This is a genomic window from Nocardia goodfellowii, from assembly GCF_017875645.1.
GTDB lineage: Bacteria > Actinomycetota > Actinomycetes > Mycobacteriales > Mycobacteriaceae > Nocardia > Nocardia goodfellowii.
This window is the reverse complement of record NZ_JAGGMR010000001.1, coordinates 946,471-968,894: the sequence shown is the minus strand read 5'-3', so window position 1 is coordinate 968,894 and position 22,424 is coordinate 946,471. Positions and strand designations below refer to the sequence as shown.

At 67.6% G+C, this 22,424-nt stretch carries 18 protein-coding genes; 13 read left to right on the top strand and 5 right to left on the bottom strand.

Annotation, left to right across the window (positions count from 1 at the left end; all coding sequences use genetic code 11):
* Window positions 1-205 precede the first annotated feature (205 nt).
* The 4 genes from nth (at window position 206) to BJ987_RS03995 (ending at window position 3,585) form a co-directional block, all read left to right on the top strand.
* Window positions 206-913: an endonuclease III gene (nth, locus tag BJ987_RS04010; RefSeq protein ID WP_245366501.1), complete on the top strand. Its 708-nt coding sequence runs from the start codon at window positions 206-208 to the stop codon at window positions 911-913.
* Complete coding sequence (locus tag BJ987_RS04005) at window positions 910-1,539, top strand: TlpA family protein disulfide reductase (RefSeq protein ID WP_209884793.1); 630 nt, start codon at window positions 910-912, stop codon at window positions 1,537-1,539. Before nth ends, BJ987_RS04005 begins: the two co-directional genes overlap by 4 nt.
* A 151-nt stretch (window positions 1,540-1,690) precedes the next feature.
* The gene (locus BJ987_RS04000) at window positions 1,691-2,395 is read left to right on the top strand and encodes an NUDIX hydrolase (RefSeq protein ID WP_209884791.1); all 705 of its coding nucleotides are present in this window, start codon (window positions 1,691-1,693) and stop codon (window positions 2,393-2,395) included.
* Window positions 2,392-3,585, top strand: a complete 1,194-nt coding sequence (locus tag BJ987_RS03995) for a MarP family serine protease (RefSeq protein ID WP_209884789.1) — start codon at window positions 2,392-2,394, stop codon at window positions 3,583-3,585. The genes BJ987_RS04000 and BJ987_RS03995 overlap by 4 nt, the downstream gene beginning before the upstream one ends.
* Window positions 3,586-3,603: 18 nt before the next feature.
* Here the strand turns inward: BJ987_RS03995 and BJ987_RS03990 are convergent, their stop codons facing one another.
* The 4 genes from BJ987_RS03990 to acs all read right to left on the bottom strand — a co-directional run bounded on the left by BJ987_RS03990 (window position 3,604) and on the right by acs (window position 8,768).
* Window positions 3,604-4,548, bottom strand: coding sequence for an alpha/beta fold hydrolase (locus tag BJ987_RS03990; protein ID WP_209884787.1), 945 nt, complete (start codon window positions 4,546-4,548; stop codon window positions 3,604-3,606).
* 28 nt (window positions 4,549-4,576) lie between these two features.
* A complete protein-coding gene (locus BJ987_RS03985; RefSeq protein ID WP_209884785.1) occupies window positions 4,577-5,062 on the bottom strand; it encodes a phage holin family protein in 486 nt (161 codons plus the stop codon).
* Window positions 5,059-6,312, bottom strand: a complete 1,254-nt coding sequence (gene nhaA / locus BJ987_RS03980; RefSeq protein ID WP_209884783.1) for a Na+/H+ antiporter NhaA — start codon at window positions 6,310-6,312, stop codon at window positions 5,059-5,061. Before nhaA ends, BJ987_RS03985 begins: the two co-directional genes overlap by 4 nt.
* 509 nt (window positions 6,313-6,821) lie before the next feature.
* Window positions 6,822-8,768: an acetate--CoA ligase gene (gene acs / locus BJ987_RS03975; RefSeq protein WP_209884780.1), complete on the bottom strand. Its 1,947-nt coding sequence runs from the start codon at window positions 8,766-8,768 to the stop codon at window positions 6,822-6,824.
* 394 nt (window positions 8,769-9,162) lie between these two features.
* Between acs and BJ987_RS03970 the strand changes: the two genes are divergently transcribed.
* From BJ987_RS03970 to BJ987_RS03950, 5 genes are all read left to right on the top strand, one after another.
* Complete coding sequence (locus tag BJ987_RS03970) at window positions 9,163-10,764, top strand: peptide ABC transporter substrate-binding protein (protein ID WP_245365804.1); 1,602 nt, start codon at window positions 9,163-9,165, stop codon at window positions 10,762-10,764.
* 69 nt (window positions 10,765-10,833) lie between these two features.
* Entirely contained in the window at window positions 10,834-11,760 is a 927-nt protein-coding gene (locus tag BJ987_RS03965; protein WP_209884776.1) for an ABC transporter permease, read from the top strand.
* Window positions 11,753-12,712, top strand: a complete 960-nt coding sequence (locus tag BJ987_RS03960; RefSeq protein WP_209884774.1) for an ABC transporter permease — start codon at window positions 11,753-11,755, stop codon at window positions 12,710-12,712. The genes BJ987_RS03965 and BJ987_RS03960 overlap by 8 nt, the downstream gene beginning before the upstream one ends.
* Before the next feature lie 8 nt (window positions 12,713-12,720).
* Window positions 12,721-14,418, top strand: coding sequence for a dipeptide ABC transporter ATP-binding protein (locus BJ987_RS03955; RefSeq protein WP_209884771.1), 1,698 nt, complete (start codon window positions 12,721-12,723; stop codon window positions 14,416-14,418).
* A gap of 355 nt (window positions 14,419-14,773) precedes the next feature.
* Entirely contained in the window at window positions 14,774-15,523 is a 750-nt protein-coding gene (locus tag BJ987_RS03950; RefSeq protein WP_209884769.1) for a Fic family protein, read from the top strand.
* A 508-nt stretch (window positions 15,524-16,031) separates the two neighbouring features.
* Here the strand turns inward: BJ987_RS03950 and BJ987_RS03945 are convergent.
* Window positions 16,032-16,835, bottom strand: a complete 804-nt coding sequence (locus BJ987_RS03945; protein WP_209884768.1) for an HAD-IB family hydrolase — start codon at window positions 16,833-16,835, stop codon at window positions 16,032-16,034.
* A gap of 418 nt (window positions 16,836-17,253) precedes the next feature.
* Here BJ987_RS03945 and ssd point away from each other — a divergent pair, with 418 nt between their 5' ends.
* The 4 genes from ssd (at window position 17,254) to BJ987_RS03925 (ending at window position 21,844) form a co-directional block, all read left to right on the top strand.
* Entirely contained in the window at window positions 17,254-18,366 is a 1,113-nt protein-coding gene (gene ssd, locus BJ987_RS03940) for a septum site-determining protein Ssd (RefSeq protein ID WP_209884766.1), read from the top strand.
* Window positions 18,363-19,550 carry a TadA family conjugal transfer-associated ATPase gene (locus BJ987_RS03935; RefSeq protein WP_209884764.1) on the top strand — a complete coding sequence of 396 codons (1,188 nt, stop codon included), beginning with the start codon at window positions 18,363-18,365 and terminating at the stop codon, window positions 19,548-19,550. Before ssd ends, BJ987_RS03935 begins: the two co-directional genes overlap by 4 nt.
* Before the next feature lie 214 nt (window positions 19,551-19,764).
* Window positions 19,765-20,433, top strand: a complete 669-nt coding sequence (locus BJ987_RS03930; protein WP_245365803.1) for a type II secretion system F family protein — start codon at window positions 19,765-19,767, stop codon at window positions 20,431-20,433.
* A 793-nt stretch (window positions 20,434-21,226) separates the two neighbouring features.
* Window positions 21,227-21,844 (top strand): type II secretion system F family protein, encoded by a 618-nt coding sequence (locus BJ987_RS03925; protein ID WP_209884760.1) that lies wholly within the window; start codon window positions 21,227-21,229, stop codon window positions 21,842-21,844.
* Window positions 21,845-22,424: the final 580 nt, after the last annotated feature.

Genomic DNA, 22,424 nt, shown 5'->3' with positions numbered 1-22,424 from the left:
ACACGGTCCAGGTCTCAGATGGAACACGGGAGCAGAACTGGCCGGACACCGTGGCTCGGCGGTTCCGTATGGTGGACGCGTGCGTGTCACCCCCTCCACAGCCGCCGTGAACGGATCGTCGCCGGATGCCGAGGCGACCGACGCGCAACCCGAGACCCCGGTCGCTCCGAAGCGGAAAACCCGCTCGCGACAAGCGGAAACCCAATTGGGTCTGGTGCGCCGGGCGCGCCGGATGAACCGCACCCTGGCCGATGCCTTCCCGGACGCGCATTGTGAGCTGGACTTCACTACGCCGCTCGAATTGGCGGTCGCGACAATACTTTCCGCGCAGTGCACCGACGTGCGCGTGAATATGACGACTCCGGCGCTGTTCGCGAAGTATCCCGACGCCCGCGCCTACGCCGAGGCGAACCGCGCGGAGCTGGAGGAATACATCCGGCCGACGGGTTTCTATCGCAACAAGGCCAGCTCCCTGATCGGCTTGGGGCAGGCCCTGCTGGCAGATCACGAGGGTGAATTACCTCACACGCTCGACAAATTGGTGAAGTTGCCCGGCATCGGCCGCAAGACCGCCAACGTCATCCTGGGCAACGCCTTCGGCGTTCCCGGCATCACCGTCGACACGCATTTCGGCCGATTGGTTCGGCGCTGGGGCTGGACCGCCGAGGAAGATCCGGTGAAGGTCGAGCACATCGTCGGCGCGCTGATCGAGCGCAAGGACTGGACGATGCTCTCGCACCGGGTCATCTTCCACGGCCGCCGGGTGTGCCACGCCCGCAAACCGGCCTGCGGCGCGTGCGTGCTGGCCGCCGACTGTCCGTCCTTCGGCGCCGGACCGACCGAACCCGAGGCCGCGGCCAAGTTGGTGAAGGGGCCCGAGCGCGAGCATTTGCTCCGGATGGTCGGCCTGTGAAGCAGGTTCCGGTCGCGGTGCGCTGGGCGTTGGCGGGATTGATCACGGTGGTGGCCCTGGCCGTCGCGGTGTGGCCGCGCGGCGGCGGCGAGACCGCACCCGGACCTCAGGTCCAGCAGAGCGCTCAGGTTTCCGACGCGCTGCGCGCCGCGGCCGGGCTGGCGGCCTGTCCGCGACCCGCGCCCGGCGCCTCCGCTACCGGCCCGCTCGCCGGGCGCACCCTGGACTGCCTGGCCGACGGCGAGCCGGTGGACCTGGCCGCCGCGCTCGCGGGTAAGCCCGCGCTGCTCAACCTGTGGGCCTACTGGTGCGGTCCCTGCCGGCAGGAGTTGCCGGATCTGCAGCAGTACGCGCAGCGCGCCGGCGACGCGATTACCGTGCTGACTGTGCACAGCGATCCCCAGGCGGCCACCGCGTTGTCGTTGCTGACAGACCTGCACGTCACGCTGCCCGGTGTGCTCGACCCCGAGGCCGGAGTACGGGCGGCGGTGGGCGCTCCCGCGGTGCTGCCGGTCTCGGTGCTGGTCCGCGCGGACGGCTCCATCGCCGAGGTGGTGGTCCGCCGCTTCACGAGCGTCGACGACATCGCCGATACCGTGGCCGCGAAGCTCGGAGTTCGCCCGTGATCGCTGCGAGCAACCGGCCGGGCATGAGATGGTTTACACCGCAAGGTATCTCGCAGCAACCGCTGCGGATGCGAAAAACGGCGGCGGAGGTTGGGTTGCGCAGAAGCGAGCACCGCGAGCGAGGCGCAGGCATGAGCACCGGAGCCGGCGGATGAACCTCGAGCCGCAGAACGCCCCCGCGTGGTTGCGCCCCGCGGTCGAGTCCGCGGATACCGACGCCGCCGACACCCTGTCCCTGGCGCGGGCGATGCGCCGGGCCATGACCGTGCTGCAGGAACCGCGGCAGGCAGCGGTCCTGGTGCTGTTCAGCGGTTCCGCCGAGGGCAGTGCCCGCGCGCTCCCCGACGACGCGGATGTGCTGCTCACCCAACGGGCTTCGAGCATGCGGCAGCACCGCGGGCAGGTCGCGTTTCCGGGCGGCGCGGTGGATCCGGGCGATCAGGGCCCGGTCGACACCGCCCTGCGCGAGGCCTGTGAGGAGACCGGCGTGCGGCGCGAGGACGTGGTCCCGCTGGCCGTGATGCCGAAGCTGTTCGTTCCGCCCTCGCGCTTCGATGTGACGCCGGTGCTCGGCTACTGGCGCAACCCCGCCGAGGTTCGGGTGGTGAACACGGGGGAGACCGAGCGGGTGGTGCGGGTTCCGCTGTCGGAACTGCTCGATCCCGCGAATCGATTCATGGTGCGCCGCACCGGTTATCAGAGCCCCGCGTTCCAGGTCGACGGGATGCTGGTCTGGGGTCTGACCGGCGGCATCCTGCACGGCATCTTCAAAAACGCCGGCTGGGAACTGGATTGGGACCAGAATGACGTGCGTGATCTCGAACAAGCGCTGGCCGCGTTGGGGATGACGCTATGACGTCCTCGGTGTGGCTCGACATCGCCGTCGTGCTGCTCGCGCTGCTCGCCGCGTCCTCCGGCTGGCGGCAGGGCGCGGTGGCCTCGGCGCTGGCGTTCCTCGGTGTGGTGCTCGGCGCGGTCGCCGGCATCCTGATCGCCCCGCACATCCTGCAGCACGTCGACGAGGGCCGCACCCGGGTGCTCACCGGTGTGCTGCTGATCGTGCTGCTGGTGATCGTCGGTGAGGTGGCCGGCATGGTGCTGGGCCGCGCCGCACGCGGCGGGATGCGGCATCCGTTCACCCGCAGTGTGGACAGCGTGACCGGCGCGGTACTGCAGGCGGTCGCGGTGCTGGTCACCGCGTGGCTGCTGGCGCTGCCGCTGGCCACCTCCTCCCAGCCCGCGATCGCGACGGCGATCAACGGCTCCCGGGTGCTGGCCGATGTCAACCAGATCGCGCCGAACTGGCTGCGCAAGGTACCGAACGAATTTTCCAAGCTGCTCAATACTTCCGGGCTGCCCGATGTCATCGGGCCGTTCGGCCGTGCGTCCACGGCGCCGGTCGCGGCGCCGGATCCGAGCGTGCTGGCCAGCCCGGTCGCGGCCAGGTTGCAGCAGAGTGTGCTGCGCATCCGCGGCGTCGCGCCGAGTTGCCAGCGGGCGCTGGAGGGTTCGGGCTTCGTGATCGCCGACGAGCGGGTGATCACCAACGCGCACGTCGTCGCGGGGACCACCAGCGTCTCGGTGGACACCGCGCGCGGACCGCTGGACGCGACCGTCGTGCTGTTCGATCCGTCGCGCGATGTCGCGGTGCTGAAGGTGCCCGGACTCACCGCGCCCCAGGTCGAGCGCGCACCCGAGCCGGCGACCTCGGGTGAGAGCGCCATCGTGCTCGGCTATCCCGGTGGCGGCCCGTACACGGCCAGCGCGGCCCGCGTCCGCGAGACGCTGGAGCTGACCGGCCCGACGATCTACCGCAACGGCACCGTGGAGCGCGAGGTCTACACCGTGCGCGGTCTGGTGCGGGCGGGCAATTCCGGCGGACCGCTGGTGGATACCGAAGGTCAGGTGCTGGGCATCGTCTTCGGCGCCGCCGTCACCGACGACGACACCGGATACGTGTTGACGCTCAACGAGATCCAGCCGGACATTACCGCCGCCACGGCCGCGAACACCCCGATCAATACGGGTGCCTGCGTCCTCAGCTGAACTATCCGGCCGAGCGAGCTATCGGGCCAAGAACTGGGCGAGCTCGGAGGTGACCGCCTCCGGGTTCTCCTGGTGCGCGAAATGCGCGGCATCGGCAATGCCGACCAACCGTGCGCCGGGCGCCCACTGGTGACCGCGCTGGAAGGTGCGCGGCAGCACATAGCCGTCCAGCTCACCCCGCAGCGCCAGCACCTCCACGCCCACCGGCACCCGCATCGAAGCCATGAACCGGCGGCCGTCCGGACGCCACTGGCTGCGGAAGGCCCAGCGCTGATATTCCAGCGCACAGTGCGCCGCGCCCGGAATCTGGATGGCCGAGCGCATCCGCCGCGCGGTATCGACGAACTCCGCCGTGCCCGACCAGGTCCCGCTGACCCGCTGGCGCAGCAGCCGTTCCACCTCGAATCCGTCGGCGGTGGTCAACAGATGCTCCGGATAGCGGGGAAGCTGGTAGCGCAGGAAGTTCGGCAGCCAGGCCTTGCGCTGGCTGCCGTCGCGCAGCACCGCGCTCTTCAGCGCCGCCGGATGCGGGGAGCTGACCAGCGCGATGGATCGCACCAGACGGGGATGCAGGACCGCAGTGGTCCAGCAGACGAGCCCGCCGTCGGCATGTCCGATCAGCGTCGCGTCGGTGTGGCCGAGAGCGCGGATGAGCCCGGCGATATCGCCCGCCAGCGTCCAGCCGTCGTAGCCGCGCGGCGGTTTGTCGGTGTCGCCGTAGCCGCGCAGGTCCACCGAGACCACGCGGTAGCCGAGGTCGGCCAGCCCGGTCAGCTGATGCCGCCAGGACCACCAGAAATCGGCGAAACCGTGCAGCAGCACCACAAGCGGCGCGTCTACCCGGTCCTGGGTTTCCTCGGCTTCGACGACATGGAAGCGGATGCCGTTGGCATGGACGTCCCGATGCGTCCACGGTCCGTCGTAACGGACGCTGGACGGATCCGGAAAGCTATTCGACGACACGCCGAGGAAGCCTAGTGGGCGAAAACACCTACTTGTCCAGCGAGTAAGGGGTTTCGTGAGTGCTGTGTCCGAATCCGCTGGGCAGCACGCTCTTGGCCTGCTTCAGCGAGTCGATGGTCTTCTCCGGCGCCCGCAGCTTCTTGACCCGCAACCAGCCGAGCAGCCCGAGCAGCGCGGTGGTCGCGACCATCAGCAGGAACACGATCAGGAACGCGGCCCAGCGCGCCAGCCACACATCCAGCAGCTCGCCGAGGAAGAAGAAGAAAAAGAAACTGCTGAACAGCAGCACGGTCAGCGCGAGGATGAAGTAGACGCTGCCCTGCAGGCCCTTCTTGACCTCCCCGGTGACCTCTGCCTTGGCCAGCGCGACCTCGGCCCGCACCAGCGTCGACATCTGCTCGGTGGCGTCGCGGACCAGGGTGCCGAAGCTCGCCGATCCGGGCGGATTGGCGTCGGTCAAGGGAATTGAGGTCAAGCGCGCGCCGTCATTCCCGTTCCCCTGTGCGAAACTCACTTCGTCGACCCTTCTTCCATGTCTCGAGATCCCACAGCCCGGCCCAGCCTGCGGTGTGTGCTTTCTGCGTCGCGCCGCGCCTGATGGACACGCCCACGTCGCAACAGTAGCGCCGAACCGGCGAGCGATGCCGCCATTGAGGTGACCAACACCGCCGCCTTCGCCAATTCGACGGAGCTGCCATCGAGCGCGAGCTCTGCCACAAGCAGGCTAACGGTGAATCCGATCGCGCCGAGCACCGACAGGGCGAACATGTCGCGATATTCCAGATCTTGTGGTCGTTTGGCGATCCCGAACCGGATTGCCACCCAGCTGATTCCGAAGATTCCGATGATCTTCCCGAACAGCAGGCCGAGAATGATGGCCAGCGCGAGGCGGTCGGTGAACATCTGCCCGAACACCGCGCCGTCCAGCGGAACACCAGAGGCGAACAGCGCGAACAGCGGCACGCACACCCCGGCGGAGATGGGCTGTATCAGGTGTTCGAGGCGGGTCGCGGGCGCTTCGTCTTCCCCGGTGTCCGGTCGCACCCTGGTCAGCAGGCCCAGCGCGACACCGGCCAGCGTCGGATGGATACCGGCCTCGTGCAGCGCGTACCAGCACACCAGCGCCAACGGAACATAGACGAACGGGGTGCGCAGCCGCTTGTGCTGCGCCAGCCACCAGCCCGCGCAGGCCGCCGCGGCGGCGAGTAGCCACAGCACCGACACCGTGGCCGTGAACAGCACCGCGATCAGGATGATGGCCAGCAGATCGTCGACCACCGCGAGGCTGAGCAGGAACACCCGCGCACTCGTCGGCACCCGCGACCCGGTCATGGCGAGTACGGCCAGGGCGAACGCGATATCGGTGGCCACCGGAATGGCCCACCCCTTGTCCATACCCGGCATGCCCCAGCCGATGCTCAGCGCGATCAGCGCGGGCATGACCACACCGCCGGCCGCGGCGATGATCGGCAGGGCGGCACGGCGTTTGTCCGCGAGCTCGCCCACCACCAGCTCGCGTTTGACCTCGAGGCCCGCCACGAAGAAGAAGATGGCCAGCAGACCGTCTTTGGTCCAGTCGGCTACGGAGAGTTCCAGGTGCAGCGGCTCGATCGGCAGCACTGTCTCGGAGATGGAGGTGTAACTCGCGCCCCAGGGGGAGTTAACCCAGAGCAAGGCGACCGCAGCCGCGACGAGAAGGAGTGCGCCGCCGACAGTCTCGGTCCGTAGATATCGAGTCAACTCGGAACGCACTTGCTTGATCACGAGAAACCTTTCGGCGGGGTGGGCAAAACCGCGGACTCACCACCCTGTGATCCACCAGCGGGCAACTCGACCGCACGCCGACCAGACTTCCCGGCACACCTTACGCAATCCTAACGGACCGGGCCGGTGATCTTGACGGCCACCGGCCCGGTCCGCCGCTTCCCAGGTACGCCCTCGCCGAGCGTGCGTACCTGCCCCCAGTGCGGCCCTGCCCTCCACGCGGTCTTGCCGCCGATGCGTACTTGCTGCCCGTGCCGTCATGCCGCTCGTGCGCCGGGTCGCTGGTGCGCGCCGCTGAGCGCCGGTCCGCTGTGCGCCAGCCCACTCAGCGCCAGCCCGCTGAGCGCTGGTCCGTTTGTGTGCCGGTCCGTTGTGCGCGCTGGTCCGTGCGCCGTCCGTTGTGCGCCGCCCGCTGAGCGCTGGTCGACTTGTGCGCTCAGGGCGTCGGATTCGCGAACCGCATGGCTCGGCGCACTCAGGATCGCGCTCGCCCTCCAGCGTTCGGAAGCTCAGGCGCGGCTGGCCCGGATCGCCTCGAAGACGTTCGGGTCGACCAGCGTGGAGGTGTCGCCCAGTTCGCGTCCCTCGGCCACGTCCCGCAGCAATCGCCGCATGATCTTGCCGCTGCGGGTTTTCGGCAGTTCCGGCACCACGTGGATTTCCCGCGGCCGGGCGATCGGGCTGATCGCGCGTGCGACCTCCGCCTTCAGTTCGTCGATCAGCGCGGTGCCGGTGTCCTTGGCCTCGGCCGTGAGGATCACGAACGCCACGATGCCCTGTCCGGTGGTCGCGTCGGTCGCGCCGACGACGGCGGCTTCGGCGACGCCGGAGTGCCCGACGAGTGCTGATTCGACTTCGGCGGTGGAGATGCGGTGGCCCGAGACGTTCATGACGTCGTCCACGCGCCCGAGCACCCACAGGTCACCGTCGGCATCCAGCTTCGCGCCGTCACCGGCGAAGTACCAGCCCTGAGCGGCGTAGCGCTCCCAATAGGTCGACCGGTAGCGGTCCATATCGCCCCAGATGCCGCGCAGCATGGAGGGCCACGGCTGGTCCAGCACCAGGTAGCCGTTGGCCTCGGTCTCGCCGAGCTGCACCGGCTTGCCTTCCTCGTCGACCACTTTCGCCGTGATCCCGGGCAGCGGAGACATGGCGGCGCCTGGTTTGGTGGCGGTGATGCCGGGCAGTGGGGAGATCATGATGGATCCGGTTTCGGTTTGCCACCAGGTGTCGACGATGGGGGTGCGGTTGGCGCCGATGTTTTCTCGGTACCAGCGCCAGGCTTCGGGGTTGATGGGTTCGCCGACCGAGCCGAGGACGCGCAGGGAGGACAGGTTGTGGGCGGCGGGGATTTCTTTGCCCCATTTCATGAAGGTGCGTACCAGGGTGGGGGCGGTGTAGTAGATGGTGACGCCGTATTTTTCGATGATGTTCCAGTGGCGGTGTTCGTCGGGGTGGTTGGGGGTGCCTTCGTAGACGATTTGGGTGGTGCGGTTGGCCAGTGGTCCGTAGACGATGTAGGTGTGTCCGGTGACCCAGCCGATGTCGGCGGTGCACCAGTAGATGTCTTGTCCTGGTTTGTGGTCGAAGACGTTGTGGTGGGTGTAGGCGGCTTGGGTGAGGTAGCCGCCGGTGGTGTGCAGGATGCCTTTGGGTTTTCCGGTGGTGCCGGAGGTGTAGAGGATGAACAGCGGGTGTTCGGCGTCGAAGGGTTGTGCTTGGTGTTCGGGGGAGGCTTGGCCGACGGTGTCGTGCCACCACAGGTCGCGGCCTTGGGTCCAGGGCACTTCGATCTCGGTGCGGCGCACCACGAGTACGTGTTCGACGGTTGTCGGGTCAGTGCCGAGTGCTTCGTCCACGGCGGCTTTCAGGGGGGCCGCGGTCCCGCGCCGCCATTGGCCGTCGGTGGTGATGATCAGCCTGGCGCCGGCGTCGTCGACGCGTTGGCGTAGCGCGGTGGGGGAGAACCCGGCGAAGACCACCGAGTGTGTCAGTCCGAGCCGGGCGCAGGCCAGCATGGCGATGATCGCTTCGGGGATCATCGGCATGTAGATCGCGACGCGGTCTCCGGCTTCGAGCCCGAGTTCGGTGAGATAGTTTGCGGTTCGGGAGACTTCGGCGAGCAACTCGTTGTAGGTGAGGTCGCGGGAATCGCCGGGTTCGCCTTCCCAGTGGATGGCGACTTGGCCGCCGTGCCCGGCGAGTACGTGCCGGTCCACACAGTTGTAGGCGACGTTGAGTTTGCCGTCGACGAACCACTTCGCCACGGGGGCGTCGGTCCAGTCCAGGACTTGCGACCAGCGCTGGTGCCAGTGCAGCCGGTCGGCCTGCGCGGCCCAGAACTTGTCGCGATCGGCTTCGGCCTGCGCGTAGAGCGAGGCATCCGCATTGGCCGCGGCGGCGAACTCCGGCGACGGCGGGTACGAATCCTGATGATCGGCAGTGGTTTCGGTCATCTCTTCTCTTCTTTCCACGTAACCTGAGCGCACGATTCGATGCGGCCGAGGTCGACAGTAGCCAACGCGGCCCGCTGCCGTGCCGAGTGTGTCCACCAGGTTTCAAACGATCACGGCCAGGGAAATTCGGCTGTGAGATGAGCCGAACCGTCGAACCTCGGATGGCCTCGGGTGGAGGCATTGTTCCGGCGGATCGGCCGTATTCACGTGATCTTTTCTGTGTAACGGGCAACCCGCCGGATTTGTAAATTGTGGAACGAACCTTTGTCGATCCCGGGACAGGACTGTCCAGGATGGTTAACCTCCGATGCATCCTGGGTGGATCGGCTGGGGTGCGTCGGTGCTGGACCGTGCGTGTGCCGCCGTTCCCCTCGCACCGAAAACGGGAGTTGCGTTGAGATTCAACAGAGCAATCGCGCTGACCGCGGCAGCACTGGTGGCCACAAGCCTCGGGTTGACCGCCTGTTCATCGTCGGACGACAGTGCCGACGCCGGCATCGTTACGGTCAACGGCGGTGAGCCGCAGAACCCCTTGGTGCCTTCGAATACCAACGAGAACATGGGTGGTCGAGTTGTCGACCGTCTCTACGCCGGGCTGAAGTACTACGACGCCAACGGCAAGGCGCACAACGAGATGGCCGAGAAGATCGAGACGACCGATCGCCAGAACTACAAGATCACGATCAAGCCGGACTGGAAGTTCACCGACGGCACCGTCGTGAAGGCGAAGAACTTCGTCGATGCCTGGAACTACGGCGCGCTCGGCACCAATGCCCAGTTACAGAGCTACGTCTACGCCTCGATCGCCGGCTTCGACGAGGTATCGGCCGAGCCGCCGAAGGCCCAGACCATGAAGGGGCTCAAGGTCGTCGACGACCGGACCTTCACCGTCGAGCTCACCCAGCCCTCCATCGACTTCGAACTGAGTCTCGGTTACGCGCCGTACTATCCGCTGCCCGATGTCGCGTTCAAGGACATGAAGGCCTTCGGTGAGGCGCCGGTCGGCAACGGCCCCTACAAGTTCAAGACGTGGGAACACAACGTCAAGATCGATCTGGACAAGAACCCGGATTACCAGGGCGGCCGCCCGGCCAAGAACGACGGCCTGCGGTTCGTGCACTACCAGTCCTTCGATACGGCCTACGCCGATCTGCAGGGCGGAAACCTGGACGCGCTCGACACCATCCCGGCCAGCGCGCTGTCGACCTACAAGAACGACCTCGGCGACCGCGCGATCAGCAAGCCGACCGCGCAGAACCAGCACATCGGCATCCAGAGCAGCGTTCCGCACTTCGGCGGCGAAGAAGGCGTGCTGCGCCGCAAGGCGATCTCGATGGCGATCAACCGGGAACAGATCTGCGACAAGATCTTCCACGGCACCCGCAAGCCCGCGCTCGACTTCACCGCGAGCACCCTGCCCGGCTTCAACGGCAACCTGCCCGGCGTCGAGAACCTGAAGTACAACCCGGATGAGGCCAAGAAGGTGTGGGCGCAGGCCGACGCTATCTCCCCGTGGTCGGGCCAGTACCAGTTCTCCTACAACTCCGACGGCGGCCACCAGGAATGGGCCGAGGCCGTGATCAACAGCATCAAGAACACCCTCGGCATCGACGCCGTCGCCACCCCGTACCCGACCTTCAAGCAGATCCGTGACGAGGTCAACGCCAAGACCATCGGGAAGGCGTTCCGCTACGGCTGGCAGGGCGACTACCCGACCATGCTGCAGTTCCTCACCTCGCAGTACTTCAGCTTCTCCGACACCAACAACGTCGACTACAACAACCCGGAGTTCGACCGGTTGCTGAAGGCCGCGCTCGCCGCGTCGAGCGAGGAGGAGTCCTACAAGCTGGTCGGTGAGGCACAGGCCCTGATGATCAAGGACATGGCCGACATTCCGCTGTGGGATTACATTGCCGCCGCGGGCGTTTCGGACCGTGTCAAGGGCGAGCTCGCCTGGAGCGGCCTGTTCGACTTCGAGAACCTCGAGCTCAAGTAATCGCCGCGCTGGAGCCGCACCGCCTGCTCGGGGGTGCGGCTCTCAGCCCTTTCCGGAGGAAATACAGCTATGGCTTGGTATATCCTGCGGCGTCTGCTCCAGATGATCCCCGTCTTCCTCGGGGCGACGTTGCTGATCTATGCGATGGTGTTCTTGATCCCGGGTGACCCGATCAAGGCGCTGGCCGGTGAGAAACCACTGACACCGGGTGTGGAGGCCGCGCTGCGGGCTCGCTACAACCTCGACAAACCCTTCCTGATGCAATACCTGTACTACCTGAAGGGCATCGTCACCTTCGATTTCGGCACGGCCTTCTCCGGCCGGCCGGTGCGGGACGAACTCGCCCGCGCGTTCCCGATCACGATCAAACTGGCCCTGATGGCCGTCGCCATCGAGGGCATCTTCGGCATCATCTTCGGCCTGATCTCGGGCCTGCGTAAGGGCAAACTGTTCGACTCCACCATGCTGGTCATCAGCCTGGTGATCATCGCGGTGCCAGTGTTCGTCGTCGGCTTCCTGGCGCAGTTCGTGCTGGGTGTGAAGTGGGGAATCGCGCCGGTGACGGTGACCGGCAAGGCCAGTTACGGTGAGCTGCTCGTCCCGGCCTTCGTGCTCGGGTCCCTGTCGTTCGCCTATGTGCTGCGGCTGACCCGGAACTCGGTGGCGGAGAACATGACCGCCGACTACGTGCGGACCGCGACCGCCAAGGGATTGAGCCGTCCACGCGTCATCACCGTGCACATTTTGCGCAACTCGATGATCCCGGTGATCACCTTCCTGGGCGCCGATCTCGGCGCGCTGATGGGCGGCGCGATCGTCACCGAGGGCATCTTCAATATCCCCGGCGTCGGCGGCACGCTGTATCAGGCGGTGGTGCGTGGTGAGCCGCCCACGGTGGTCTCCTTCGTCACGGTGCTCATCGTGATCTTCCTGATCTCGAATCTCCTGATCGACCTCGTCTATGCCGCACTCGACCCGAGGATCCGCTATGCCTGACCTCGAGAAGCCCAGCGCCGACGCCCGGCCCGGGCAGGAGTATTACGTCGCGCCGCCCGACGAGGTGGAGGTGCTGGCCACCGACAAGGTCGTCGAGAACGGGGCTCCGACCAGTATCTGGGCCGACGCGTGGCGACAGCTGCGGCGCAATCCCATCTTTGTCGTGGCCATGCTGATGATCCTGTTCGTCATGGTGGTGGTGTTCTTCCCGACGCTGTTCACCAGCCAGGATCCGCAGTACTGCGACGGAGCTTTCAGCATGTCGCCGCGCAGTTCCGGGCATCCGTTCGGCTTCGACAAACAGGGCTGTGACATCTACGCCCGAACCGTCTACGGCGCACGGGCTTCCGTGGCGGCTGGGGTCGGTTCGGCGATGCTGTTCCTGCTGATCGGCGGCACCCTCGGGGCGTTGGCCGGGTTCTACGGCGGACTGCTCGATTCCGTGGTGTCCCGGGTGGGCGAAGTCTTCTACGCCATCCCGCTGATGCTGGCCGCCATCGTGCTGATGCAGTTGCTCGACCAGCGGACGATCTTCACCGTCATTGCCATCCTGGCGATGTTCACCTGGCCCCAGGCGGCGCGTATCGCCCGCAGCGCGGTGATCGAAGCCAGGAACAGTGAATACGTGACGGCGGCGAAAGCACTCGGTGTTTCCCGATTCCGGACGCTGCTGCGGCACGTGGTGCCCAACGCGGCCGGGCCTTTGATCGTGGTGACCACGATCTGGCTCGGCGTCTTCATCGTCACCGAGGCGACGCTGTCGTTCCTCGGTGTCGGTTTGCCGCGCACGATCGTGTCCTGGGGTTCCGATATCGCCCAGGCGCGCATCGACATCCGCACCTCGCCGATTCTGTTCTATCCCGCGACCGCGCTCGCGCTGACCGTGCTGAGTTTCATCATGCTCGGTGACGCGGTGCGCGACGCACTCGATCCGAAAGCCAGGAAGAGGTGACCGCGGCGATGGAGCCACTGCTCGACATCAAAGACCTCAACGTCTGTTTCACCTCCGAGGGCAAGCAGATCCCCGCGGTGCGCGGGGTGAGCCTGGCGGTGTATCCGGGGCAGACGGTGGCGATCGTCGGCGAGTCCGGGTCCGGCAAATCGACGACCGCGCACGCGATCATCGATCTGCTGCCCGGCAGCGGAAAGGTCACCTCCGGGAAGATCATGTTCGACGGCAAGGACCTCACCGCGAGCTCGTCGAAAGACATTGTGGCGGTGCGCGGTAGAGGTATCGGCCTGGTGCCGCAGGACCCCATGTCGAACCTGAATCCGGTCTGGAAGATCGGTTTCCAGATCCGGGAGACCTTGGAGGCCAACGGGATAGCCAAAGGCAAGGAGGCCGCGAAACGGGCGGCCGAGCTGCTCGAGGAAGCCGGTATGTCCGACGCCGAGCGCCGGATGAACCAGTACCCGCACGAGTTCTCCGGCGGCATGCGCCAGCGCGCGCTCATCGCCATCGGATTGTCGTGCCGGCCCAAACTGCTGATCGCCGACGAGCCGACCTCCGCGCTCGACGTCACCGTGCAACGACAGATCCTGGACCATCTCGACGGACTGACCAGCGAACTCGGCACCGCGGTGCTGCTGATCACGCACGACCTCGGGCTGGCCGCCGAACGCGCCGAGCATCTGGTGGTGATGTATCGCGGCCGAGTGGTGGAGTCCGGTCCGGCGCTGCAGATTCTGCGCAACCCGCAGCATCTGTACACCAAGAAGCTGGTCAACTCCGCGCCGTCGCTTGCCTCGCAACGGCTTTCGGCGGTGCGCAAGCGCGCCGAGATCCGGGAGCAGGCGGTCGAGGTCGCCGAACAGGTGGCCGAGCAGGTGCTGGCCGACGATCCGGCCGTCGCCACGGTCAGCGACGACGTGGTGATCGCGGAGAACCTCACCAAGGTGTTCAAGATCCGCGGCAGCACACCGTGGAAGTCGACGGACTTCACCGCCGTCGACAAGGTGTCGTTCCGCCTGAAGCGCGGCACGACCACCGCGATCGTGGGCGAATCCGGTTCCGGCAAGTCGACCGTCACCCAGATGGTGCTCGGCCTGCTCGAACCCACCTCGGGCAGCGTCACCTTCGACGGTCGCGAGGTGGCGAAGTTGAACGCCAAGGAGGCCTTCGCCTTCCGGCGTCGAGTGCAACCGATCTTCCAGGACCCGTACGGCTCCCTGGATCCGATGTACTCGATCTACCGGACCATCGAGGAACCGCTGCGCACGCACAAGATCGGCAACGCCAAAGAACGCGAGGCCACCGTGCGTGACCTGCTGGACAAGGTGTCGCTGCCGGCCACGGTGATGCGCCGCTATCCGAACGAGCTGTCCGGCGGACAGCGCCAGCGCGTCGCCATCGCGCGGGCGCTGGCCCTCAACCCGGAGGTGGTGGTCTGCGACGAAGCGGTCTCGGCCCTGGACGTACTGGTGCAAGCGCAGATCCTGAACCTGCTCAACGATCTGCAAGCCGAACTGGGTTTGTCCTACCTGTTCGTCACCCATGACCTGGCCGTGGTCCGCCAAATCGCCGACGACGTGCTGGTCATGCAGAAGGGCGGCGTCGTCGAATCCGCCTCCACCACCGAGGTATTCGACAACCCGCAAACCGAATACACCCGCCGGCTGCTGGACGCCATCCCGGGCCGGGAGCTGCTCGCCACCTGAGTCCGGGGATGCCGCAGTGCGTTGGGGCTGTGGCGTGCGGTGCGTTGGGGCTGTGACATGCGGTGCGCTAGGGCTCTGGCGTGCGGTGCGCTCGGCTTGGCGTGGCGGTCCGTTGTGCTGTGACGTGACGGTCCGTTGGAGCTGTGACGTGACGGTGCGCTGGAGCCGCGAGGCTGCGGTCCGCTGGAGCGGCGAGGCTGCGGTCCGCTGGGGCCGCGATGGTGCGGTCCGCTGAGGCCGCGACGTTGCGGTCCGCTGATACCGCGACGCCTCGGTCCGCCCGCTCGAACGCCGAACGCCCCGCTGACCGGCGGGGCGTTCGGCGTTCGCGGGGTGCCCGCTAGCCTCATATCTCGTGACCGACCCGCTACAGCCACTCGTCGACCTGCCCGGTGTCCGTGCCGCCGCCGACCGTGCCCGCGACGCGCTCGCGGCCGTGCATCGGCACAAGGCGAACCGCCGAGGCTGGCCGACCACGGCCGCCGAAGCAGCCGTGCGGGCCGCGCGTTCGTCCGCGGCCATCGACGGCGGCAGCACCGAGTTGCCCTCCCCGGACGGCGTGGTCGAAGACCCGATCCTGGCGGGATCGCTGCGGGTCGGCCAAGCTCTCGACGGTGACGCTCTGCGCAACCTGGCGGGGACCTGGCAGCGCGCGCCGCTGCAGGCGCTGGCCCGGTTGCATCTGCTGGCGGCCGCCGACCTGGTCACCGACGAGACACTGCTCGGCCGACCGCGCACCGCACCCGGCGTCGCCGAACGCTTGGACCTGCTGGGACAGACCGTGCAGGCGACGCGTGCGCCCGCGCCGGTGATCGCGGCCGTGGTGCACGGTGAATTGCTCGCCTTGCGGCCCTTCGGCACCGCCGACGGAGTGGTGGCGCGGGCGGCGTCGCGGCTGGTCACCGTGTCCAGCGGGCTGGATCCACACAGCCTGGGCGTGCCCGAAGTGTTCTGGTTGCGCCGGCGGCAGGCCTATCTCGATGCGGCCGCCGCGTTCGGCACCGGCGAGGCGGAGGCGGTGGGCGGCTGGGTCGTCCTGTGCTGCGCGGCGCTCGAAGACGGGGCGCGGGAAGCGACTTCGATCGCCGATTCGGCGGTGGCCTGACCGGCCCGAAACATCAAAGCGGGCGGCGTAGCCGCTGCTGCGACTTCACCGCCCGCGAAGCACGGACTACCCGGTTACCAAGCGTGCTGGGTGGGTTGTGTTCGCGGCCTCGGCGAGTGATCGGACTCCTACGGTTCATCCCCGCAACCTGTGCGAGGCTCTCGCCGCAACAAGCCGAATCTCGCAGGCCCACAACGCTTCTGCCCTTGTCGCGGCGCGCTCCGCGTGGGTGCCTGGTGTCCGTGCTGGGAAGGGTGGGAGGGGAGACTGAATCTTCTCTTCCGATTCCGCCCAGGCCTTCCGTCCTTCCGTAGCTACCTTTCTACCACTGTGACCGGCGTCACTCAAGGGTTGCGAACACATCAGATTACCGGCGTGTCCATCGGCGTTTCGTGGTTAAATGCCTGGTCGCCGCGACCCCCAAGGCAGACCGGCAAACGCTCCCGCTAGCACTCGGCTGCCCCGCCCAACAGCACCGCGGCACTCCCGATGCCAGGTCAGTTAAAGCTCAGCGGCGCTTGCGCAGCAGCCGGTAGGAGATCGCGCCGGCCACCACCGCACTCACGCCGACGGCCGCCGTCGCGGCAAGGGTGGTCGACGACGGCGCCTGGAATCGGGCCCACAGTGACACCGGATTGGAGAAGGTGAGCACCGGCCAGTTCCGGGCCACGGCCTCGCGGCGCAGGTTGCGATCGGGGTTCACCGCCGTCGGATGGCCGACCGCCTGCAGCATCGGCAGATCGGTGATCGAATCGGAGTACGCGTAGCAGCGGGACAGGTCGTAACCCTCACTGGCCGCGAGCTTTTCGATGGCCTGAACCTTGCCCTCGCCGTAGCAGTAGAAATCGACCCCGCCGGTGTACTTGCCGTCCTCGACCACCATGCGCGTGGCCGCGGTGTGCGAGGCGCCGAGCACCTCCGCGATCGGTGCGACGATCTCCTCGCCGGAGGCCGACACGATCACCACGTCGTGACCCCGAATCTTGTGGTCCGCAATGAGATCCGCGGCCTCGGCGTAGATGAGCGGATCGACCAGCTCGTGAAGTGTCTCCGCCACAATGGATTTCACCTGCTCGACATCCCAGCCCGCGCACATCTTGGTGAGGTGCTCGCGCATTCGCTCCATCTGGTCGTGATCCGCGCCGGAGAGCAGGAACATGAAGTGGGCGTAGCTGCTCTCCAGCACCGACCGGCGGTTGAGCAGGCCCTGGGCGAAGAAGGGCTTACTGAAGACGAAGGTGCTCGACTTGGCGATCACCGTCTTGTCGAGGTCGAAGAATGCGGCCACGCGCTGATCACCGTCGTCTGTCACTCGTTCAGGATAGGGCCGGGGCGGCCGGAGCCGGGGAGCGACGGCCCGTGAGTGCGCGAACGAGCGCGGCCGGGGGAAGGATCGATCGTCTCCGCGCACCCCGTCGGCACAAGGTTTGCCCGGAAGACGCCGGGCCGTCGGCGGGGACAAATTTCTCCTATGACGGACTTGCGTTCTTGCCAGGGCTTGGGTGTAGTATTGCTGGCACCTGGACATAGTCCAGGCGCGTTCAGCCCGACCCCCCGGGGCTGAACCCGACGGCCCCAGCCTCCTCCCCCCCCGGCTGGGGCCGTCCTCTATTTTCAGGACGGCCCTTGTTCGCACAGGGCGCGAAGAAAAGTTATCCCCAGCCTCCGAGTTATCCACATTCGGCATAACGGGTCTTCCGCTCGATTCCCCGGTGCAGCACGCTCACCGCATGGAACTCGAAGCAGCGCAGGTGATCGCGGCCCCACCGGCCCTGGTGCTCGTCCGCGACACCCGGCTCCGGGACGAAGTTCGCCGGATCGCGGCCGCCACGGAACGCGCCCTGGACGAACGCGACCTCCCGATCGGCCGGCACAGCTGGGCCGCGGCGCCGCTCATCATCGTCGACACCACCGTCGCGCAGGCCGGCGCCGAAGCCGGATATCTCCGCCGCATCGGCGTCGTCCTGGTGACCGACGGCGAGCCGGGGCTCGCCGATTGGCAGGCCGCCGCGGCCGTCGGCGCCGAGCTCGTCATCGCCCTGCCTGGTACTGCCGTGCGGCTTATCGAGAAGTTTGCTGAGCATGCCGAATACCGTCACGGCGACGGCGTAGTTATCGCCATCGCGGGTGCCACCGGCGGCGCCGGAGCCTCCATCCTGGCCGCCGCCACCGCCCTTCGTTCGGCTGCGCAACGGTTCCGTTCCGACACCGTCCTGCTCGATGCCGCGCCCCTCGGCGGTGGTCTCGACCTGCTGCTCGGCCTCGAGAACGCGCCCGGCCCGCGCTGGCCCGATCTCGTCATCGAGGACGGCCGGATCTCCGCCGCCGCGCTGCACGCCGCGCTGCCCGCGGCCGCGCCCGGTTTGGCCGTGCTGTCCTGCGGGCGTGGCGGTGCCGGGCGATTGCCCGTCGAAATCACACCGGCCGCTGTCCATGCCGTAATCGAAGCCGGAAGGGGCGCAGGCGATCTCGTCGTCTGCGACCTCTCCGCCGAGCGCGGTCCGCATGCCGACGTGATCCTCGACTCCGCCGACCTGGTCGTCCTCATCGTGCCCGCTCGCCTGCGCGCCCTCGCCGCCGCCGAAACACTCGCCGCCTACATCGGCACTCGAAATCCGAACCAGGGCTTGGTCGTTCGCGGCCCCGCCCCGGGCGGCCTCCGTGGCGCCGAAGTCGCCGAACTCCTCGACCTGCCCCTGCTCGCCGCAGTCCGCGCCCAGCCCGGCCTCACCGCCCGCCTGGAGCGTGCCGGCCTCGGTCTGCCGCGCCGCGGACCGCTTCGAGACGCGGCCGACGCGGTGCTGTCGGTGCTGAGTTCCCCTGTGGCACAGGCTGTCCGATGAGCACCCTCGTGACCACGGAGCTGTTGGACCGCGTACGGGAGCGGTTGGCCGGGCACACCGGAGATCCGGGCCCCGCCCAGGTCGCCGCCGCCATCCGGGCCGAAGCCGGCGCGGTGCTCGGCGATACCGACCTGCTCAGGGCGCTGCGGCTGCTACAGACGGAGCTGACGGGTGCCGGCGTGCTCGAACCCCTGCTGCACGACCCGCTCGTCGCCGACGTACTGGTCACCGCCCCCGATGCGGTATGGGTCGATCGCGGCCGCGGTCTGGAGAAGACCTCGATCAGCTTCCCGGACGAAGCCGCGGTACGCCGGCTGGCCCAGCGCTTGGCACTGTCGGCGGGCCGCCGCCTGGACGACGCCCAGCCGTGGGTAGACGGGCGTCTGTCGGGAAGCGAAGCAGCGCTGGGCGATTCCTTCGGTGTACGCCTACACGCCGTACTCGCGCCGATCGCGCACGGCGGCACCTGCCTATCCCTGCGCGTGCTGCGCCCGGCCACTCAGGGGCTCGATGCCCTCGCCGCCGCGGGAGCGGTGCCGTCCGAAGCGAAGATGTTGTTGGAGTCGATCGTTCGCGCCCGGCTGGCCTTCCTCGTAGTCGGCGGCACGGGTGCGGGCAAAACTACCCTGCTGTCCGGCCTGCTGGCCAAGGTCGACCCGAACGAACGCATCATCTGCGTCGAGGACGCCGCGGAACTGGCCCCACCGCACCCGCACGTGGTCCGGCTGGTCGCCCGCACCGCCAACGTCGAAGGTGTCGGCGCGGTGACTGTCCGCGACCTGGTTCGCCAAGCACTGCGTATGCGACCCGATCGGATCGTCGTCGGCGAGGTGCGCGGAGCCGAGGTCGTAGACCTGCTGACAGCATTGAACACCGGCCACGACGGGGGAGCGGGCACAGTGCACGCCAACTCGCCCCAGGAAGTGCCCGCGCGCCTGGAAGCCCTCGCCGCACTCGGCGGCATGGACCGCGCCGCCCTGCACAGCCAACTCAGCGCCGCCATCCAGGTCGTACTGCACGTGCACCGCCGCGCCGACGGCACCCGCGGATTGCGCGAAATCGGTTTGGTTCAGCGCGAACCCGATGGCCGTGTCCGAATAGCCCCCGCCTGGGCAGCCGACAGCGGCCCTACCCCGGCCGCCACAGAACTGTCGAAGCTGCTGTCCGAGCGGCTCTCGCAATGATCACGGCACCGATCCACCCAGTGCTTTCCCGGTTGTCTGCGTCGCCGTCGGTCACCGGTGCGACTGACCTGCCGTCAGAACGGCCGAACCGGTGATCGTCGCGTGTGCGTGCCTCGTCACGGCATTGATCGCGGTACCGGTCCCGACTGCCCGCCGCCGGTTCGGCGCGCTGTTCGCCGATACCGCTGCGGAACGAAAGTCACTGCCGCGCAATATGATCGCTGTGCCTATCGTGCTCGGCCTCGCGGCCGTGCTGCTGGTAGGCGTCGGTCCGTTGACCGCGGCCGTACTCGTGACCGGCACCTTCGCCCTGCGCACTCGCCGCATGCGGCGGGACCGGCAGCGTGCCGCCGAAAGCGCCTACCTCTTGGACGCTCTCGAAGCCGTGATCGCCGAACTCCGCGTGGGTGCCCACCCGAGCTCCGCCGCCGAAGTCGCGGCCCGCGAATCACGTGGCCTCGCTGCCCAGGCTTTCACCATCAGCGCCGCCCGCAGCCGCCTCGGCGGCTCCGGGGCCACCGCCCTGCACCACCCCGACTCCGTCATCGCTCCCGAACTGGCCCGCGTCGCCACCGCATGGCAAGTAGCCGAACACCACGGCCTCGCCCTCGCCGAACTCCTCACCGCAGCACGCACAGACCTCCAGTCCCGCATCCGTTTCCGCAGCCGCACCACCGCTGCCCTCGCGGGCGCCCGCGCCACCGCCACCGTCCTCGCCTACCTCCCCCTCCTCGGCATAGCCCTGGGCCAACTAATGGGCGCCGCCCCCCTCACCACCCTTTTCACCACCCCCACCGGCACCCTGCTGCTCCCCTTGGGCACCGCGCTCGCCTGCACCGGCGTCCTCTGGACCGACGCCATCACCCGAAGGGTCCTCACATGACCGAACACCTGGGGATGACTGTGCACAATTCGCACCCTGCGAGATTTCGGCCGTCCGACATCCACCGCACGTCAATCCGGCGGCCTACTCCTCGGCGTGACCACCGCCGAAGTCCCAGGACCCATTCTGTCCCAACTGATTCAGCTGTCCGCACCACACCTCCGAACGTGCCCTTCGCTCGCCGGGTCCGAACGAGACAGAGATGCAGTCGCCATCAGCTCGGCGGTAGGTATGCATTCGAACGGAACCTCGGCCTGGTAGGTCCGCGAGGCAAGGACGCATCGGCCGCGCGGGCCTGCCCATTCGAGCGCAACGCCGCTCTGACGTGCCCTCATGAGACGGAAGGCTCTTCGACAGCAGTTTGTGGAATGCGTGTGCACCTTTGGACTGGACCTCGGCCTGGCGAGTGCGCGCGAGGTGCGTGCGTCGGCGCTCATGGTTCGGGATGGTTGTGCTGCTGCACATCCGAGCCGGGGCTAGCGGGTTCGCGCGAGGTGTCTGCATCGGGCGCCCACAGCTCAGCAGCGGCTGTGCTCATGTGCCCGAGAACTGGGGCGGGTGGAGTGACCGGCGCGCAAGTTTCGGCACGCGGCAACAGCTGGGGACGGTTGTGCACAAACAGGCACGTACCACCTGGGCGGAGGCGTGAACGGGTGTGGACGGGTGTCGAGCGCCTCGAATCGATTGCGGTTCAGGATTTTCGGCCGGATTCAACGTCATCGGGTTGTGGACCGCGCAGTTGTGCCCACAGGTCTGGCCAGGCGCAATCGACAGGACCGAAAGGAGAGTTCTGATGAGTAGCTTCGGCGCTGTGTCGGTTCTACTGGCAGCTTGCGCACTGGTGCTGTTACCGGGCCGTGTCGCCGTGGACCGGCGACTGCGCGCGGTACTGGACGACGTACCAGAGCCGTTGGCCGCCAAGCGGATTCGGAGGAGCACGACGGATCCGCTCGCGGTCGCCTCCGTATTCGACCTGCTGGCCGCCTGTCTGCGTTCGGGGTTGCCCATGGCAGGCGCAGCACGGGCGGTGGCGGGAAGCGCACCCGAGGTGCTCGCGGACGCCTTGGGACGAGCGGCGGACCTCCTGTCATTGGGAGCCGACGCGACCACAGCCTGGGACCGAGCGGCGCGAGAAGCCGCAGGACGTCCCGGCGCGGAGCAAGTCGAGGCCCTGGCCCGCATGGCCCGCCGCTCCGCCAGATCCGGCGCTTCCCTGTCCGCGGCAGTGTCGGAACTCGCCGAACACCACCGAGCCACCCTTGAGGATGCCGCAGCCGCCCGCGCCGAACGAGCAGGCGTACTGATCAGCGGCCCCCTCGGCCTGTGCTTCCTCCCGGCATTCCTGTGCCTGGGCATAGTGCCCGTGGTAATCGGCCTGGCCCACCGAGTCCTCGGCGACGGACTCCTGTGACCACAACAAATCCATGCCCACGCGGATCCGCCGCGCGGACGCAGAAGAGAGGGGAACCCAATGCGGATCGAGAGAGTGACCGGCCCAGCGGCCGCCCAAACCGAAATCGCAGTCAAGCCACCGCTGCAGCAGGTGCGAGACCATACCGCCCCGCAGGCCGAAACAACTGTGCGGCAAGCACGCAACGTGGTCGAGCATCCAGCACGAGCGTTCCCACAGGAACGCCCGGACCGGACCGATCTGTGGGAGCGAATGGTGGCGCGACGGCCGGCACTCAACTGTGTCAACCTGCGGACACGGGCATCGTCTCATCGGGCCAGGCCGGAACGCCCCTATCTCCGGGAACAAACGGCCGAGCGACGGTCGGAACTGAACGAAGTCGACCGGCGGGCTCGGGATTCCTCGCAGCGGGCAAGGCCGGATCAGGCCCGTCTCCAGGAAGGAACGATGGTGCAACAGTCACCGATGAACGAAGCCGACCTGCGAGCGCCGACGTTTCCACAGCGGGCCGCAGTAGGCGGAAACGGTGCGCGGGGACAAATGGCAAAGCAGCCAACAATGCTTGGGAAGGTCGACCTCC